Here is a 17,237-nt window from a genome sequence, read left to right as displayed (position 1 = left end):
ATGCTCCTTTATCTTATTTAGTTAGGTATTACTTTGTATCCTCTGTGTCTTACCGTTTCTATAAAGTTTTCATCAAACTCTTTTTTTAGATTATTTCTAATATTATTTATATTAATTTCTATTACATTATCAGATACCATTTCTGGTTCATCCCATATTGCATGTAGAAGTTCATCTTTTGAGATTGGAGGTCGATGTTTGTTTTTAATAAGATAACTTAAAATTGCAAATGATTTTCCAGTTAAATATACTTTCGATTGGTCATGATTAAATGACTTTTCTTGAATATTTATTTTATATCCATTTTTAAATGGAATCACATTTTTAAAATTTTCTCTATGTATAGATTCAATTTTTGCTAATATAAATTCATTACTTACAGGCTCTTTTAAAATACTAATAGCGCCAAGTTTAAGTAACTCTAACTCAAACTCTTTACTATTATTATCAGTTATAATTATCACTGCAGTTACTTGGCTGTTTATCTTTTTTAATATTTCTTTGCAAGCAAAGATATTATTCTCTTTTATCAAAATAAGATTATAGTTTCTCACTTCACTATGATAAGTAGCATCTTCTACATCTTCTGCAATATCAGTTATGTAGATATCTTCTATACAAGCAATTAGTTTTTCATCTATATTATAAGAAAGCAATCTCATTTTATATAGCAACCTTATTTATTATTTTTTCTTCATTTAAGATAATTAATTCATTCTCTTCAAATATAAGTTTATCAACAAAAAGTGTGTCAATATCTTTATCATCATCAAAAAATTTATCTATTGAAGATTTTGCAATATCAAAATTTGACTCAATACTTAATTCAAGTATTAATGAATTGTCGTTTAATATTATTTTTTGATTATTGACTTTAAATTCATCAAAAGAATATATATATTCAATAAATTGATTTTTTTTTATTTTACTAATATTTAAATAGTTTTTAATATAAATAAATTTCATTCTTAGTCCTCTAAAGGATAAACTCCATTTTCATCATGGTTTTCAGTTCCCTTTATTGGTGGATTAAATACACAAATCATTCTCATATCTTCACTTCCACCATATAGGTTATGGTCATCATGTTCGTTTAGTGCATACATAACACCATCATGAAGTTCGTGAACTTCTCCAGTTGCTAAATCTTCAATTTTCCCATTCCCACCTACACAGTAAACTGCTTCTAGGTGATTTTGGTAATGAATATGTGTTTTTGTATTAGCTCTAATAATAGTTTCATGAAATGAAAATCCCATTCCGTCATCTTTTAATAACATTCTTCTACTAACCCATTGCCCTTCTTCAGCATGTACTTCTTTTTCTGTTCCTATAATGTCTTTGTTAATATCTACTACTATCATCTTCTAAAATTCTCCAGTTAATTTTTCTTTTTTGTCTGCTACTAATTTTGTAATAGCATTTTCAAATCTTTTTAAACCCTCTTTTAATGTATCTTCATCAATAATCAATGGAGGTAAAAACTTCACAATTTGACTTTCGCTACCACAAGTCTCTACAATTAACTTTTCAGCAAAAGCATAACTTGATATTTCGCCTGCAACAGAGTTATCACCTTTGATTTCAAAACCATAAGCTAAGCCTCTTCCTCTAACTTCAATATCAAAGCTATCTTTAAACTTATCAGCAATTTTTTCTAAAGTCTCTTTTAAAAGTTTCTCTTTGTATTTAACTGCATTTGATAAATCATCATTTTGCCAATATTGTTCAATAGCAACTTTTGCTGCTACAAAGGCTAAGTTATTTCCTCTAAATGTACCTGTATGTTCACCTGGTTTCCATTGGTCTAAATCTGGTTTTAAAAGTACTATTGCCATTGGTAATCCACCACCAATAGATTTTGACATAGTTATAATATCTGGATTGATACCTGCAAATTCAAAAGAGAAAAACTCTCCACTTCTTCCATTACCTACTTGAATATCATCAATGATTAATAAGATATCATACTCTCTACAAATAGATTCTAACTCTTGTAACCACTCTTTACTAGCAACATTAATCCCACCTTCACCTTGAATAGTTTCAACAATAACTGCTGCTGGAATATCAAGTCCACTACTACTATCTTCTAAGAACTTTCTAAAAAATGACATAGTATTCATATCACCAAAGTACCCATCAAATGGCATAAATGATGCATTTGTTCTACTAATATAACTCTCATCTCTATAATCATTATTTCCAGTAACTGAAGATGAACCTTGAGTTAAACCATGAAAACCATTTGTAAAAGAAACAACATTACTTCGCCCTTTTACTAGTCTTGCAAGTTTAAGTGCAGTTTCAACGGCATTGGTACCTGTTGGTCCTGTAAATTGTATTTTATAATCTAAGTTTCTTGGTATTAATATAGTGTCATTAAAAGCGTGTAAAAACTCTTTTTTTGCACTTGTTGCCATATCTAATCCATGAACAATACCATCTTTTTGAATATATTCAATCAATGCTTTACTAATATGTTCATTGTTATGTCCATAGTTAAGTGTTCCTGCTCCTGCAAAAAAATCAATAAAATTTTCACCTTGCTCGTTTGTTAAAACTGCACCTTTTGATGTTTCAAATATTGTTGGGAAACTTCTAATATAACCTCTAACTTCAGACTCTAGGTTTTCAAATATTCTCATTATTTTTCCTTTAATTTAAATGGTCCTATTTCATATAGAACCTCTTCTTCGTGTGAATTATTAAAATCTTCTTTTTCAAAAAAGCTTTTATTAACTATCTGTGTTTTTAACTCTTTGCTTAATTTCTCAAATACTCTAATTGATGAGTTGTTACTTGGAGATACCGTTGTGTTTATAAACTCTAAATCTATATTTTCTTTTCTTTTTATAATATTCATTAGAAGTATCTTTGCAAGATTATTACCTCTAAATTTTTCATCAACTGCAACTTGCCAGATAAATAGTGTATTAGGTCTTTGTGGAAGTCTATATCCAGAAACAAAACCAATAACATCATCACCACTTAATGCAACAGAACAAGTATTTTCAAAATGAGTTGATTGTAAAAGATATAGATATTCAGAATTTAAATCTAATACTTTACTATTATCAACAAGTTTGTAAATTTTTTTCCCATCTTCCTTTTTCGGACTACGTACTAGTATATCAATTTCAGACAATGAATTACTCCTTATTTTATTTTATTAAGTAGAATATTTACATATATTGTGTAAATATTCTACTTAAATGATGTAAGAATATAACATACAAAACTAAGATAAAGCTTAAAAAGTATTCATTTTTAATAAAAAGTTATGAAAAAAAGTGTATAATTACAATTCAATTACAAAAAAAGGAATAAATTGGCTCTATTAGATAATAATAAAGATGTTTTGCCATTAAGTAGCATTGCGGAATTGCTAACTGCAAAAGTAAGAACTCTTAAAATGTATGAAGATAAAGGATTATTGCCACCAAAAAAAGATATAAAAAAACTTTATTCTATCAATGATGTGAAAATCATCTCTTTTGTACACTACTTGGCAAGTGTAAAAAAAATCAATGCAACTGGAATCAAATATATTACAGAAATGTTAGAAAATAATATGGATGAAAAAAATAAAAGCGAATTTTTAGATTTAGTAGAAAGCAAGATGGAAAAACTTTCAGGAATAGATGTAACAGATGTTGAAATAATCTAATCTATTTTAGAAAATAACTTTATTATAAAAAAGGTAAAATAACTTTTTTATAATAAAAAGCTACAAAGAAAAAAGCAATCCCTAATATAATAGTAATAAAGCTTAGGGGAATAATATCTGCTAAAACACCAATAAAAAGTGTTGTAAGTACATTTGAAAGCATAAATATCATATCATTATATGATATAACGCGTCCAAGATACTTGTGTTCTACTCGTTCTTGAATAAAAGCATAAGTTATGGACCAAATTGTTGTTGTTGTAAAACCTGTTAAAAATACCATAATTAACGCTAGATAAAAATCAAACTGAAACATCCCCCATAAAACTATAGCAAAGCCTTGAAAGATGAAAAGAACAGTTAATCTATCTTTGTTTACCCAATTTGTAATAATAAAAGGGCCTACCATCAACGCTAGTGCTCTAAGTGCATTTGTTATACCTATTGATAAGGGTACTGCAATTACATACTTATACTCATTTTTAGCTAACAAGGTCACAAGTGTATCAAAGGCAGTTAATCCTACAGAGGCGTGTAAGATTAAAAGATGTAATACAAACTTATTGTTTTTTATGTATACAAAGCCACCTTTTATCATAGATAAGATTTTTTCTTTTGTATGTACTATCTCTACTTTAAAGTCAATATTAAAAAAGACTATTATGGCTAAAATAAAAAATAAGGCATCTAAAATTATAGCTGTCTTTACTCCAAAGTAATTTACAACAACACCACTAATAGCCATACCAAAGGCATAGCTAAAAGACCAAATTATAGAGTGAATTTCATTTGTCTTTTTTAAAACATCTCCAGATACTATTTTTGGTAAAAGTGTCATTTCCGCTGAGAAAAATATTGAAGCACTGCTCATTCGTATAAATATAAATATCAGTAATAGCCAAATCTCTTCTTTACTATCAATTGTAAGAAAAAGTAAAGTCATTACTAATTCTGTACTTAATAGGGTTAACATTAAAGGCTTGATTTTAAATCTATCTATGATAGTTCCCGATAATGGTGCAATAATAATAGCAGGAATAAAATGCATGGCAGTAACTACTGAGATAGCAAAAGCACTAGAGTTGAACTCTACAAGCATAGTATAAATAGCTACATTTGAAAACCAAGCTCCAAAATATGCTATTACTTGTAGAATTGAGAGTTTTCGTACAAGTGGGTAGTTAACTAAAAGTTCTTTATAGTTCAAGTTATTCTATTTATTTAAATTCAATTTTAACTAATCTTGAAAATGTTTTTGGATCATCAATTAATATTTCACATTTATATGAAGAGATATGTTTGCTATCAGCAACTTTATAAATCTTGTTGATTTTTAAATCAGTTTTTTCTCCATTCATATAAATAGTTTTATTTGAAACAATTTCATAATCTGATATTGGAATATATATTTCTAATTTACCTTTAGTCAGATCTTTTGCTTCATATAAAAGTGTACCAGGAGTTACATAATCTCCTTGTTTAACACTTATATTGTATATGTACATATTATCTTCAAATAGTAGTTTGTTTTTGATAGTATCTTTTAAAGTAGCAATTTTTATCAATAAGTCACTTTTTGATGATTGTAAATTTAAAACTTGGATTTTTTGATTATCTTTTTCAAAGGCAGATTTTGATGAGATTTTATAAAGTCTATTATAATTTTTTTCTTGAATCTCTAACATAGAGTTTAATACATCTAATTTTTTTTGAGTCTGAGCTAAATCTATCTTATCAACGCTATTATCAATTTCAACAATTTTTGTTTTCTTATTTAGTGATTTACCTTCAATCTTATCATTTGAAAATATCACTTTTCCACTTACTGCTGATTTTATAACATAACTATTATATGGCTCTAATTTAGAGTAATACTCCATCCCAAATACAAAGCTTGTAAACAGTAGTATAAAGCTAATAATTTTCATAAATTTCCTTTTACAAATTTAAAGATTCAACTATTTTAATAATCTCTTTTTTAATATTTTTTAAATCAATATCTTCGTTTTTTTCAAGTTTAAAAATCATCTCATCTAAAGTTTTATTATATCCAATATATGGAAGAAGTAGTTTTATTACTTCATTGTTAGTTTTTGATATTTTTATTGATTTAACTAAGGGTAAATCTTCTTTTTGTTCTGATTTTCTATTTTTAACATAGAAGTATAAACCAAATGTTAATATTGTAAAAAGTATACCAAAAACAAAAAATAATATCATCTGTTTTAAAGATGTTTTGTAAACAATTTTTTCTTCAATAATTTTTTTATTTTCTTGTGGTTTTGCTTTTTCAAGACCCAAAAAAGAGACTTGTTTATCTGTTCTTTTTACATCTATTTTATAACTCTTACTTTTTTGTGTCACAACTTTCTTAATATTTTTATCAAAATAGCTAAGTTCTATTGAGGGTATTTCAAAATCTTTATTTGCAATTATTGAAAAAGATTTTTTATAGCTTCCTACATTCTTATTATTCTGTATTTTAGTTTCTATTTTTGCTTTATCTTCAAAAATTGTTACATCATCTATTTTAAGTTTTATATCTTCAATATCTTCGATATTTCCCGTTCCATTTATTTCAACTTTGTAAGATAAGGATTCTCCTTGTCCTATCTCTTCTTTTGAAACAGAAGTACTCAAAATAAACTCTCCAATTAAGTTAACATTAGCAGGCAATGGTTTTACATCAAACTCTAATGAATTTGAGTATATTTTTTGGGTTTTTGTTCCTTGTGAAAATAGAGAATAACTGTAGTTATTCATATCTATTACTTTTGCCTCTATTTTTATTGAAGGTATTTTAAGCAATCCACTTTTTTGAGGTGATATTAAAAAATTTAGTTCTTGAACAACAAAACCATTTTCTTCATAACTACTATTTTGTTCTTCAATTTTTTTACTCCAGATATTGTTAAAAATTGGCATTAAAAAAGATAAATCAACTATTTCTAAATCTTTTTTATATTTAAACTTTAAGTTTAATACTGCCTCTTCTCCCACATATAAGGAGCTATTACTTAGCGAGATTTGAAAATCAAAATTTGAAAGCTGAGATTTTTTAACTGTTTGTTGAGTTATAATTTTCTCTTCTGTTTTAAATACTTTTCCATCTACCTTTAGCTCAAAAGATGGCAGTGTAAAATTATTTTGTGGTTTAAATGAATAGGTTTTTTTTATCTTGTTTATTATGTTTCCATTTATATTAGACATGGTTCTACTCGTGCCTAAATTTACAACTACTTGATTGTCAATCTCCTTTATATCTGGAAACTCTATGTTTGAGCCTTGTGCTTCTATTTCAAAAACAAAGTTTTCATTTAATATAAAACTATCATTTGATTTTAGTAAAACATCACCATAAATAAAAGTTGTAAAGAATAAAAGAATAAATTTAAAATATAATTTCATAATTAAAACTCTAATGTTCCTTCTATTGCAAAATTTGCTTTAGAATCAAGTTCTGCATGACTAAGAACTGCTATTTCTAAGCCAAATTTTTCATAAATTTCAGAAATTCTTTTTCTCAACACTGGATCAACAACCATTGCAACTTTATTGTATCCTTTAGCTTCCACAGATTTAACTAACTCTTTTGTATGAGTAACTAAATTATTTATTTCTCCAATTGATAACATAAGCTGAGAAGCCCCACCTTTATCTTGAAGTTTTCCAATAAACTGTTGTTCTAATTCTGGTTTAATTGTAACTATATGCAAAATATTATCACTATCTAAATATCTGTTAGTAATAAGTCTATACAGTTTACTTCTAACATGTTCTAACAACACATCTGGAACTTTAGTATACTCTGCAATATCTGCAACTGCTTCAATAATAGTTAACATATCAACAATAGGAATACCTTCGTGTAAAAGATCCTTTGCAACCTTTAAAAGAGTCCCATGTGATGTTAATTTCATAGCTTCATCAACAACAATTGGGAAGTCTTTTTTCAAGCCATCAACAATATCAACAATATCTTGTCTAGTAAGTATATCTTCTGCATGTTTTTTAATTATTTCAGAAATATGAGTAGAAATAATTGTTGGAGCATCAACTACTGTAAATCCTTTTAATAAGGCATCATCTTTTAATTCAGGCTTTATCCAAGTAGCTTCAAGTCCAAATACAGGCTCTAATACTTTCTTACCTTCAAGTTTTGCTTTTGCTGGTCCTCCCATTGCAAGGAGTTTATCAACCTCGACATTTGCAACAGATAAAGGTATTCTTTTTAAATATAGTGCATATTCACTAGAGTTTAAAGCTGCATCATCTGAAATTTTTATTTGTGGAATAATAAATCCTAAATCAGCAGCAACTCCTTTTCTAATACCTCTAATTTTATCTAGTAAATCAGAATTACCTTGAACTAATTGTAGAAGTCTCATCCCAAGTTTTAACTCTAAAACTTCCATTTTCATGATATTGTCAATTGCTTCTTTATCATTTGTAGGTTTAGCAGCTTTCTCTTTTTCTTCTTTAATTTTGTCTAATATATCGTTTTGTGCTTCCTCTTCTTTTTTCTTAAAGAACTTAGTTATACTATTTTCTTGTCCACTATCAATCATATAGATAAGATAACCAATTAACCCAAGTAATGATCCCATTACAATTAATATTCCTGAAGGGAAACCTGGAATCATAGCAAATAAGAACAGCGCAAGTGCTAGTATCATTAATGATTTAGAATCTTTTACAAGTTGATTAATTGCTTGATCTGCAAACTTATCTTCATCAAGATTTGATCTTGTAATAATAATACCTGTTGCAGTTGATAAAATAAGTGCTGGGATTTGAGCAACTAATCCATCACCAACAGTTAAAATTGTAAAAATCTCAGCACTCTCTGCGATACTTAAATCATGTTGAAATACCCCAATTAAAAGACCACCAATAATATTTACAACAGTAATTATAATACCTGCAGTGGCATCCCCTTGAACAAACTTAGAAGACCCATCCATGGCCCCATAAAAGTTTGCTTCTGCAATTAACTCATGTCGTCGTTCAGTTGCCTCTTTATCATCTATAAATCCTGCATTTAAATCAGCATCAATAGCCATTTGTTTACCAGGCATTGAGTCAAGTGTAAATCTAGCTGTTACCTCTGCAACCCTTGTAGAACCCTTTGTTACGACCATAAAATTAATAAGTACTAAAATAATAAATATGATAATACCTATTACCATATTCCCACCAACAACAAATTCACCAAATGCTGAAATAATTGAACTTACAGCATCAGGACCATTATGACCATCTGTTAAAATAGACCTTGTTGTTGCAATATTTAAAGATAATCTAAATAGAGCAAAAATCAAAATAAGTGTTGGAAAAGTTGTTAAATCTGTAGGTTTTTTAATATATAAACCAATTAGTAAAATCAATAATGAAATAGATAAAGATAAAATCAAAAAGAAATCTAATAAAAATTTCGGTAACGGAACAATTATTATAGAAAGTATAGCAACAAAAAATGCTACAGCAAATAAATCTTTTGAAAATATCTTTTTAATGTTCATCTAATAAAGAACTATTTTAACTTAAATAATTAACTAATGATAAGCTATTTGTTTTACTAATTGTTGAATAAAGTGTTTTATATATTAACTCTAACTGTTTTGATTCAATGGCTACTTTTGTCATATCAGCAGAACTATTTTCAATAGATAACACATTAAAATGTGTTAATTTTGAAGTAACTCTTTCATATGCTGTTTCAAAAGTCTTATTTCTACCACCAAGTTCACCATGTGCAGTATTTGCTGCATCATATGCATTATTTAAATCATCAAGTGCTAAAGATATTGCATCACCATCATTGTTTCTTAAAGCAGCAATTGCATCATCAATAGCTTGAAAACTATTATGTCTTGCATTAAAAATTTTTTCACTTCCATCTTCATTTGTTGGAACTTCTGCAATTGTATGTACTTTATCTGGTGAATCACCAGTTGTAGTTACTTCAACAAAATCTTTAGTTGCTTTTCCATCTTCATCATATCTTACAAGAACAGTCTGTGCCGCATTTAGCTTCCACTCATCTCCATTTTCATCAATGATTCTTTCACCTTCTTTGAAACTTACCTCTTGTCCAGAAACTGTTGTTGAGACACTATAGGACATCATTTCAAATCCTGTAACACCTCTATCTCTATATGAATCTATTTCCACTGCACTTTCTCTTAAGTTTGGATTACCATTATAAGTAATCTTCCCATCTTGATCTTGTACAAAAGCTTGAACATTTGTTTGAGAACCACTAAAAATATATTCATCCTCAACTCTTTCATTTACAAGTTTGAATAGGTTCTCTTTTGCCCCTTCTATTTGTGTAGCTATTGCATTTCTTGAAATAGGATCACTAGTATCATTTCTTCCTTTTATGGTCTCTGTTTTAATAAAATCTAAAAGGTTTTTAATTTCTGCTAATGTTGAATCTGAAACATCATTTTGTGCACTTGTTTTTTCAATTTGTCTTTTTAAACCTTCAAAAACATTAAGTTTATCTTCAATGTAGAGTTCTTGCGTATAAATTTGTGTGTCATCACTTCCTTTATCAATTGCATCTCCCGTACTCATTTGATGGTTAACTTTTAACTGTTGCTGATTTAGCATGTCAAGTCTATATAGTGTTGATCTGTCTGTATTAATCATTTAATCACCTCCATAAATTGGCTAAATATCTGGTTAAAGTCATGTTTTTCAGCGGTTCCTTGAAAAAGAAAGCTTTTTATTTTCTCTCTTTTTGCTAAAGCCTCATCTAACTCTTTATCCATACCTTGCTTATAAGCACCCACACGAATTAAAATTTCATTCTCTTTTATTAGTGATAATACTCTTTTTAACTTTAAAAATCCATTATAATGTTCAGGACTAACAACTTTATCCATAACCCTTGAGGCAGACCTTAGTAAATCTATAGGTGGATATTGACCTTGTTCTGTTAGTTCTCTTGTTAGTACAATATGTCCATCAAGAATTGATCTACTTTGATCTGCAATTGGATCGTTCATATCATCCCCATCAACCAAAACAGTAAAAAATGCCGTAATTGAGCCTAGTTGAGTATTTCCAGCTCTTTCCATAAGTTGTGGTAATAGTGCAAAAACTGAGGGTGGATATCCTCTACTAACTGGTGGTTCACCAATACTTAAACCTATCTCCCTTTGGGCCATTGCAAATCTCGTTACAGAGTCCATCATTAATAAAACATCGTGACCTTTATCCCTAAAAAACTCTGCAATTGCCATGGCAGTGAAGGCACCATATTTTCTCATAAGTGCTGACTCATCAGATGTAGCTGCTATTATTATTGTATTTTCTAGGTTATTATTTAAGTTATAGTGAATAAATTCGGGGATTTCTCTACCTCTCTCACCAATTAGTGCTACAACTTTTATTTGTGCTTCACACCCTTTTACTATCATCCCCATAAGAGTTGATTTACCAACACCACTTCCTGCAAAAATACCTACTTTTTGGCCTTTTCCTGAAGTAAGCATTGAATCTATTGATTTAACACCCGTAGAGAATCTTTCATCTATTATTCCTCTTTCAAGAGCGGGAATAGATAGTTTATTTATTGCAGAGTTTTGTTCTAAATCGCCTATTTTCCCCTTTTTATCAATTGGCTCACCCAAAGCATTTACTACTCTTCCTAATAAACCATATCCACTTTTTACACTAAGTCCATCTTTTTGTAAAAATACCTTATCATGGATTCTAAATCCTTCAATAAAAGAGAATGGAACTATTTTAAATCCATTACTCTCAACAGAAGCTACCATTCCTAAAACCGTATACAAGTGTTGTTCCGACTCTATTTTTACGATATCTCCAACTGCTACTTCTATACCTACTGCTTTTATTGTTGTAGAACTAATATGTGTAATTCTTCCAAAAGGAATAATTAAATTATTTGTATCAATATCATCAATAAACTTGTCGAAATCTACCATATTACATCTTATCGCACATGTCTTTATATAAAGACTCTTGTGCATTTTTAATATCTTTACATCTAGTTATAAATTCATTTTTCAAATCACTTAAACCTTCATCATCATATAATCTAATTAATTCGTAATAAACTCTTGCTTGATCATTTGGCTTCATATTTCTAGTATTTTTTATAGAGTCAGTCAAGTATTCTATTGCTTTTGTAATATTATTTTTTCTTTTTTCTAACATTGCTAATTCTATATCTACAAATGGAGAATAAATATATGCTTTAAACTCTTTTTGTTTATTATATAGTTTATCCAAAATCTTTTCTGCCTCGTCTTGTTTATCTTTTCCAATTAAATATAGATAATACTGATAATAAAAATCTATAATAATTGGATTATCTTCATTATTTTTTATAAATTCTGGAAATCTTGTTGCATAGTAAAAAAACTTTTCCATTGCAATCGTATCATTTTTTGCACTATAGACTAAAAATCTGTATAAAAACTCTTTTTCTAAAATTTCTTTATTATTTATCATTTCAACTTTTGAGGAGAAATCTAATGCTTCATCAACTAATCCTAAAGCATATGCCATTCTTTCTAAGTATAAATATAGTGTCGCATCTCGACTTGTATTAAATGTCTCTTTTAATAATTCATAAGCCCTTTCATATGGTACTTCAATTAAACATTCAAAAAATTTATATTTTACTTCTTTATCTTCAATTAAAAGTTCCAAAGTCTCTTTTCTTGTAGTTTTTAAGGCTTTATTCATTAAAAAACATTGGTCTTTTTTTAGATAGTCTTTTATTAGTAAAACATTAATCTCATCAAATAAAACTCCAATGTTTTCGTATGAAAACCTTTGGGTTATTGTATTTGCAATTTTACTATAAACTCTTTTTGACTTTAAAAGAAATTCATACTTTTTCTCTTTTTTAAAGTTTAATAACTCTTGCAATAGTGCTTTTTGTTTCATAGCTTCAGAGTTTGGATACTTGGATACAATTAAATTAGGAGATATATTACCTTCACGCATTAAAATTTCATCAATATACATCTTTGATTCTTGAACATATAATCCAGTTGGGTATTCACTTAAGATATCTTTATAAAGCTCTTTTGCTTTAAATAAATAGTAGTTAGTTCCATCATACATATTCATATAAACATTTGCCAATTTAAATTTAAACTCTTCTATAAACTCAGCTTTTGTTGCTCTATTTAATAACTCTTTTAAAATTTCTACAGCAAACTCTGGCATATTAGCATCTACAAGTTTATCTACTTTTTTTAAAGCTACAAAAGAATCATCTGAATAATAATCGATGTTTTTATCTAATACTTTTGAGATAAGTTCATAAGCTTTGTCTTTTTGTCCATCTAATATATATATATCAAATAGTTCATCTGCAACAATTGTTGCAACTAAAACATCTGTCGTATCAACCAAAATATTATATAAGGTTTTTATTGCATTGGAATAAGACTTTGTATATTTGTAAACTTTTGCTAAATAAATTTTTCCATATGCATTTGTGATTTTATCAGAAAAGTTATTGATGATGATTTCTGCAAAGTATTTTGCTTCTTTTACTCTATTGGTTGCTAATTTAAAATCTACCATTAGCATATATGCTTTTGATAAGTCTTCTTCTCGAATAACACCTGTATTTATAGCAAGTTCCAATTCATTTGAAGCCTCGGAGATTATTCTTTTTGTCTCTTCTTTTAGTGCAATTTCAGAGTATGTAAGTATTACATCTGATTTTAAAATTTCTATTTTATTTAATTCTTTAAAATTTTTAATTTCTGCGTAAGCTTCATCTATTTTGCCATCTTTAGCCATCTTTTTAATTTGATTAAGTAATTCAAATCCATCTTTTATATCATTTTTTCTTTGTTCAGAAATTTGAATTCCTGATGGATTTATAAAACTATAATAAAAATCTACTTTTGCATTTGAAAGTGTAACTAGTAACAAAAATATTAATAAAAACTTCAAAACTTACCTTTTATTTTTATTTAATTCATGGACATAAGAAAATACTTCAGCCATTGCTTTATAAAACTCTGAAGGGATCTCTTGATCTACTGCTATTTGATCATATAAAGCCCTTGCTAAAGAAGGATTTTCAATTATTGGTATATCATTATCCCTTGCAATATCCCTTATTTTTAAAGCTAAAAAATCAATTCCTTTTGCAACAATTTTAGGAGCTGCATCTACTCCACTATCATACTTTAAACCAACTGAGTAGTGAGTTGGATTTGTAATAACAACATCTGCATCTTTTGCATTTGCTCTCATTCTCTCAAAGTGTAGTTGAAACTGAATATTTCTAATTTTGGCCTTTACCTTTGGATCCCCTTCCATATTTTTATGTTCATCTTGTACCTCTTGTTTACTCATTTTAAGAGACTTAGTATAATAATGTTTCATAAAAAAGAAGTCTATTATAGCAAATATTATCACTATAAATAGTATAGCTTGTAAAAAATATAATAAAAGAAAAAACATAGCATCTAATGATGTAGAAATATCTTGATCCATCATTGCTAAAAATGCTTTATATGTAAGTCCAAAAAGTATAAACATCACAAAAACAATTAATGACAATTTTGCTAATAATTTAACTCCCTCTAGAAGTTTTTTTAAAGAGAATAGACCTTTTATTCCTGATATTGGATTTAGCTTAGAAAACTTGATTTTTATGGGATTCATTAAAAAACCAAATTGTGCTACATTTAAAACAACTGCTAAAATTAATACAGCTAAAAAAAAGGGTGCTAAGGCATAAAAAGTTTGGTGAATTATAGTATCTACTATATTATAATAATCAGTACCGTTTAACTCTTTTCCTATTTGATTAAAAATATATATCATAATTCTTTTTATAGAATCATATGTATAGGTACTCCAAAAAAGCATATAAACTGTTCCAAATAAAAGGATAGCAGCTCCTACAACTTCTGCTGATTTGGGAACATTTCCTTCACCTCTAGCTTTACTTAACCTTTTGGAGGTGGGGTCTTCTGTTTTTTCTTCTTCTGACATAGGTTCCCCTCCTTATTGAAATTTCATTATAAAATAGTTAGTAAAGGCTTCAGTAAATACTTCCATACCTAACATAATAAACAACATAATTAAAGCAAATTTTAACTGAAAAGTAATAACAAAGGGAGAAAATGCTGTCATTGATTTTGTGCCATATGCATAATATACATCTATAACAAAGCCCACAAAGAATAGTGGAAAAGCAAAAGCAAAAGTAAAAGCAAACATTCTATTAATTTCGTCAATAGTCATTTTAAGCCCATCAAAAGAGAACAAATCAAAAGAGCCTAAATGAACAAAAGAAAAACTCTTTGCTAACATAGAAAATGTCATCTCATACATACCTGATTCAAAAAAAACTGCTAAACCTATATAAAACATCAATCTTGCCAAAATTCCCTCATTGGTTCCTGAGGCAGGGTCAAAAAAGTTTGCCATTGCAAGGGCTGTTGCATAACCAACAAACTCACCTATCATTTTTACAGCATTAAATATAATATTTACTAGCATTGATGCAATTAAACCTAATGTTGCTTCTGATAAAAGGGCTAATATAAAATTATCTGGAGTTACTTGTGATTGGATTTCAATTAAAGGAAATAAAAATATAGTTACATAAAATGCAAAAGCAGCTCTAATTGTAACATTAACTGCTTTATGTCCAAAAATAGGCATAAGAGCCATAAAGGCAAGAATCCTTGCAAATAATAGTGTAAAATTAATTACTACATTTTCATTAAGTAAAGATAATAGGGCTTCCATTACAGATAATTATAGCTATTATCTTCTATGACTTTACTTTCTTGTGTTTTATTATTTGTTTTTGAATTTAACTCTTGTGCAAATAAATTTTGATTATCAGAAGAATCTTCATTATTTTCTGAATTTCCAAAATCTAAATCAAATGACGTGGCAGTTCCTGCAAAACTTTTAAATAAACTATCTTTTAAAGATGTTTGATTATCTTCAAGACTCTCTTTTGTTGCACTATTACTGGCTTTCATACTAATAGATAAAGAGTTATTTTTTTGTTCATTTCTTATTATTATTGATATGCTTCCTAAAGCAGCTGGATTTAAACTTATTCTAAATGCAGTAACAGGAGGATTATAGTTTTCATACATAGTTCTAGCTAAATCTGACATCATTGAAGCCATTTGTTGTCTTGCACCTATTATTCTATTTTGTATAGTTTGAGCTGCTGCTGGACTTACTGTCATATTAATTAACTTAGAATCTTTTAATTCATCACCAAGTGTTTTACCATTAACTAAAAATCCATTGTTATGTTTTTTTGAATCATGAGAGTTTGAATTTTTTGAATTATTTGAACTATTTTTAAAAAAAGACAATCTATCAAAAGTAGATGAAGATTTTCTATCAATTTTCTCTTCAACTGACTCTTCAATATTTACTTCAAGTTTTTCTAAACCAAGATTTAAAACCTTTGCACTACTCTCTACTTCTTTTGTAGTTGTTGCATTTTTTGCAAGTTGTACACCCTCATGTTTTGTCTCTAAATTTTTATCATTTATTGATTTCTTTTGAGTACTCATATAGATATTTGTTAATATACTATCTTTTGATTTAGCACTATTATTGCTTTGAGTATCTGAACCTTTTAATAACTCTTTAAAAGATGAATTATCTTTTGGTTCTTTATCAGATTTTATTGTATCTTTCTTATTTTCATTTAAAATTTTATCAATTAAAGATTCACTTTTTTTGCCATTGTCTTTTTGAGATAAAAGCTCTTCTTTTTCAAGACTTATATCTTTACTACTTGTTTGTGAATCTATTTTTGCTAATTCATTTGCAACTTTTTGATTCTTTACTTCACCAGTAGATGTCTTACTATCCAATTGTTCATTTTTTAATTCATTACTATTTTTTAAAATACTGCTATTTTGTTTTTCATCTTTTTTAGAACTTTTTTCATCTATTTTTTCAGTAACTAAAGTATCATTTTTTGCACTATTTTGTGAACTTGAGTTTTTATTTGTACTCTCATTTTTAATATTCTCACCAAGAGTAGATACATTTTTTACTTCAATATTATTACTGTCATTTTTGCCATTTGTTAAAGATTCTCTAGCTTTTTGACTATTTTCTAAGTTGTTATCAACTTTTATATCTTTACTTTTTGACTTTATTTCTTCTGTATTATCTTTTTTTATCTCTTTATTATCAGACTTTATTTCATCTGTATTCTCTTTTTTTACATCTTTTGTTTTTGATTTTGACTCTTGAACTAATCTATCCATCAAAGAAGTTGGTTTTGCTTCATTTTTTACATTATTTTCTTTTGCACTTTTATCTTCTTTTGTATCTTCTACTTCTTTTTTTACATCTTTTGTTTTTGATTTTGACTCTTCTACTAATCTATCCATCAAAGAAGTTGGTTTTGCTTCATTTTTTACATTATTTTCTTTTGCACTTTTATCTTCTTTTGTATCTTCTACTTCTTTTTTTACATCTTTTGTTTTTGATTTTGACTCTTCTACTAATCTATCCATCAAAGAAGTTGGTTTTGCTTCATTTTTTACATTATTTTCTT

The 17,237-nt window shown here is 27.7% G+C and carries 16 protein-coding genes; 1 reads left to right on the top strand and 15 read right to left on the bottom strand.

Annotated features, from left to right (window positions below):
• Nucleotides 1-17: 17 nt before the first annotated feature.
• The 5 genes from Q0617_RS11300 to ectA are packed head-to-tail and all read right to left on the bottom strand — an operon-like array spanning nt 18 to nt 3,148.
• On the bottom strand, nt 18-662 hold the full coding sequence (locus tag Q0617_RS11300; RefSeq protein WP_298753401.1) for a winged helix-turn-helix domain-containing protein: 645 nt from the start codon (nt 660-662) through the stop codon (nt 18-20).
• 1 nt (nt 663) lies between these two features.
• Nucleotides 664-966: a hypothetical protein gene (locus Q0617_RS11295; RefSeq protein WP_298753400.1), complete on the bottom strand. Its 303-nt coding sequence runs from the start codon at nt 964-966 to the stop codon at nt 664-666.
• 2 nt (nt 967-968) lie between these two features.
• On the bottom strand, nt 969-1,364 hold the full coding sequence (locus tag Q0617_RS11290; RefSeq protein WP_298753399.1) for an ectoine synthase: 396 nt from the start codon (nt 1,362-1,364) through the stop codon (nt 969-971).
• 3 nt (nt 1,365-1,367) lie between these two features.
• Nucleotides 1,368-2,648: a diaminobutyrate--2-oxoglutarate transaminase gene (gene ectB, locus Q0617_RS11285; protein WP_298753398.1), complete on the bottom strand. Its 1,281-nt coding sequence runs from the start codon at nt 2,646-2,648 to the stop codon at nt 1,368-1,370.
• On the bottom strand, nt 2,648-3,148 hold the full coding sequence (gene ectA / locus Q0617_RS11280; protein ID WP_298753397.1) for a diaminobutyrate acetyltransferase: 501 nt from the start codon (nt 3,146-3,148) through the stop codon (nt 2,648-2,650). Before ectA ends, ectB begins: the two co-directional genes overlap by 1 nt.
• A gap of 183 nt (nt 3,149-3,331) precedes the next feature.
• Here ectA and Q0617_RS11275 point away from each other — a divergent pair, with 183 nt between their 5' ends.
• Nucleotides 3,332-3,670 (top strand): MerR family transcriptional regulator, encoded by a 339-nt coding sequence (locus Q0617_RS11275; RefSeq protein ID WP_298753396.1) that lies wholly within the window; start codon nt 3,332-3,334, stop codon nt 3,668-3,670.
• Between the two features lie 22 nt (nt 3,671-3,692).
• Here the strand turns inward: Q0617_RS11275 and Q0617_RS11270 are convergent, their stop codons facing one another.
• From Q0617_RS11270 to Q0617_RS11225, 10 genes are all read right to left on the bottom strand, one after another.
• Entirely contained in the window at nt 3,693-4,877 is a 1,185-nt protein-coding gene (locus Q0617_RS11270; RefSeq protein WP_298753394.1) for an MFS transporter, read from the bottom strand.
• A gap of 10 nt (nt 4,878-4,887) precedes the next feature.
• Nucleotides 4,888-5,598 (bottom strand): hypothetical protein, encoded by a 711-nt coding sequence (locus Q0617_RS11265; RefSeq protein ID WP_298753393.1) that lies wholly within the window; start codon nt 5,596-5,598, stop codon nt 4,888-4,890.
• Nucleotides 5,599-5,608: 10 nt separating this feature from the next.
• Complete coding sequence (locus Q0617_RS11260) at nt 5,609-7,078, bottom strand: BatD family protein (protein ID WP_298753392.1); 1,470 nt, start codon at nt 7,076-7,078, stop codon at nt 5,609-5,611.
• Nucleotides 7,079-7,080: 2 nt separating this feature from the next.
• Nucleotides 7,081-9,192 (bottom strand): flagellar biosynthesis protein FlhA, encoded by a 2,112-nt coding sequence (gene flhA / locus Q0617_RS11255; RefSeq protein WP_298753391.1) that lies wholly within the window; start codon nt 9,190-9,192, stop codon nt 7,081-7,083.
• A 16-nt stretch (nt 9,193-9,208) separates the two neighbouring features.
• Complete coding sequence (gene flgL / locus Q0617_RS11250) at nt 9,209-10,327, bottom strand: flagellar hook-associated protein FlgL (RefSeq protein WP_298753390.1); 1,119 nt, start codon at nt 10,325-10,327, stop codon at nt 9,209-9,211.
• Entirely contained in the window at nt 10,324-11,631 is a 1,308-nt protein-coding gene (gene fliI / locus Q0617_RS11245) for a flagellar protein export ATPase FliI (protein ID WP_298753389.1), read from the bottom strand. Before fliI ends, flgL begins: the two co-directional genes overlap by 4 nt.
• Nucleotide 11,632: 1 nt before the next feature.
• A complete protein-coding gene (locus Q0617_RS11240; protein WP_298753388.1) occupies nt 11,633-13,627 on the bottom strand; it encodes a hypothetical protein in 1,995 nt (664 codons plus the stop codon).
• A 3-nt stretch (nt 13,628-13,630) separates the two neighbouring features.
• Nucleotides 13,631-14,680, bottom strand: a complete 1,050-nt coding sequence (gene flhB / locus Q0617_RS11235; RefSeq protein ID WP_298753387.1) for a flagellar biosynthesis protein FlhB — start codon at nt 14,678-14,680, stop codon at nt 13,631-13,633.
• Nucleotides 14,681-14,692: 12 nt separating this feature from the next.
• Nucleotides 14,693-15,442: a flagellar biosynthetic protein FliR gene (locus Q0617_RS11230; protein ID WP_298753386.1), complete on the bottom strand. Its 750-nt coding sequence runs from the start codon at nt 15,440-15,442 to the stop codon at nt 14,693-14,695.
• On the bottom strand, nt 15,442-17,237 hold a 1,796-nt coding region (locus Q0617_RS11225), incomplete at its 5' end, for a flagellar hook-length control protein FliK (RefSeq protein ID WP_298753384.1). The genes Q0617_RS11225 and Q0617_RS11230, both read right to left, overlap by 1 nt.

The sequence above is a fragment of the uncultured Arcobacter sp. genome, assembly GCF_937982575.1.
In the GTDB taxonomy this organism is placed as follows: domain Bacteria; phylum Campylobacterota; class Campylobacteria; order Campylobacterales; family Arcobacteraceae; genus Arcobacter.
The sequence above is the reverse complement of the archived record's forward strand: the minus strand, read 5'-3'. Positions and strand labels throughout refer to the sequence as shown.

Excerpts from the sequence above, each read along its gene's own strand:
- fliI (WP_298753389.1), bottom strand. The coding sequence starts at position 11,631 with ATGGTAGATTTCGACAAGTTTATTGATGATATTGATACAAATAATTTA.
- Q0617_RS11265 (WP_298753393.1), bottom strand. The coding sequence starts at position 5,598 with ATGAAAATTATTAGCTTTATACTACTGTTTACAAGCTTTGTATTTGGG.
- Q0617_RS11300 (WP_298753401.1), bottom strand. The coding sequence starts at position 662 with ATGAGATTGCTTTCTTATAATATAGATGAAAAACTAATTGCTTGTATA.
- flhA (WP_298753391.1), bottom strand. The coding sequence starts at position 9,192 with ATGAACATTAAAAAGATATTTTCAAAAGATTTATTTGCTGTAGCATTT.
- Q0617_RS11260 (WP_298753392.1), bottom strand. The coding sequence starts at position 7,078 with ATGAAATTATATTTTAAATTTATTCTTTTATTCTTTACAACTTTTATT.
- Q0617_RS11230 (WP_298753386.1), bottom strand. The coding sequence starts at position 15,442 with ATGGAAGCCCTATTATCTTTACTTAATGAAAATGTAGTAATTAATTTT.
- flgL (WP_298753390.1), bottom strand. The coding sequence starts at position 10,327 with ATGATTAATACAGACAGATCAACACTATATAGACTTGACATGCTAAAT.
- flhB (WP_298753387.1), bottom strand. The coding sequence starts at position 14,680 with ATGTCAGAAGAAGAAAAAACAGAAGACCCCACCTCCAAAAGGTTAAGT.
- Q0617_RS11295 (WP_298753400.1), bottom strand. The coding sequence starts at position 966 with ATGAAATTTATTTATATTAAAAACTATTTAAATATTAGTAAAATAAAA.
- Q0617_RS11290 (WP_298753399.1), bottom strand. The coding sequence starts at position 1,364 with ATGATAGTAGTAGATATTAACAAAGACATTATAGGAACAGAAAAAGAA.
- ectB (WP_298753398.1), bottom strand. The coding sequence starts at position 2,648 with ATGAGAATATTTGAAAACCTAGAGTCTGAAGTTAGAGGTTATATTAGA.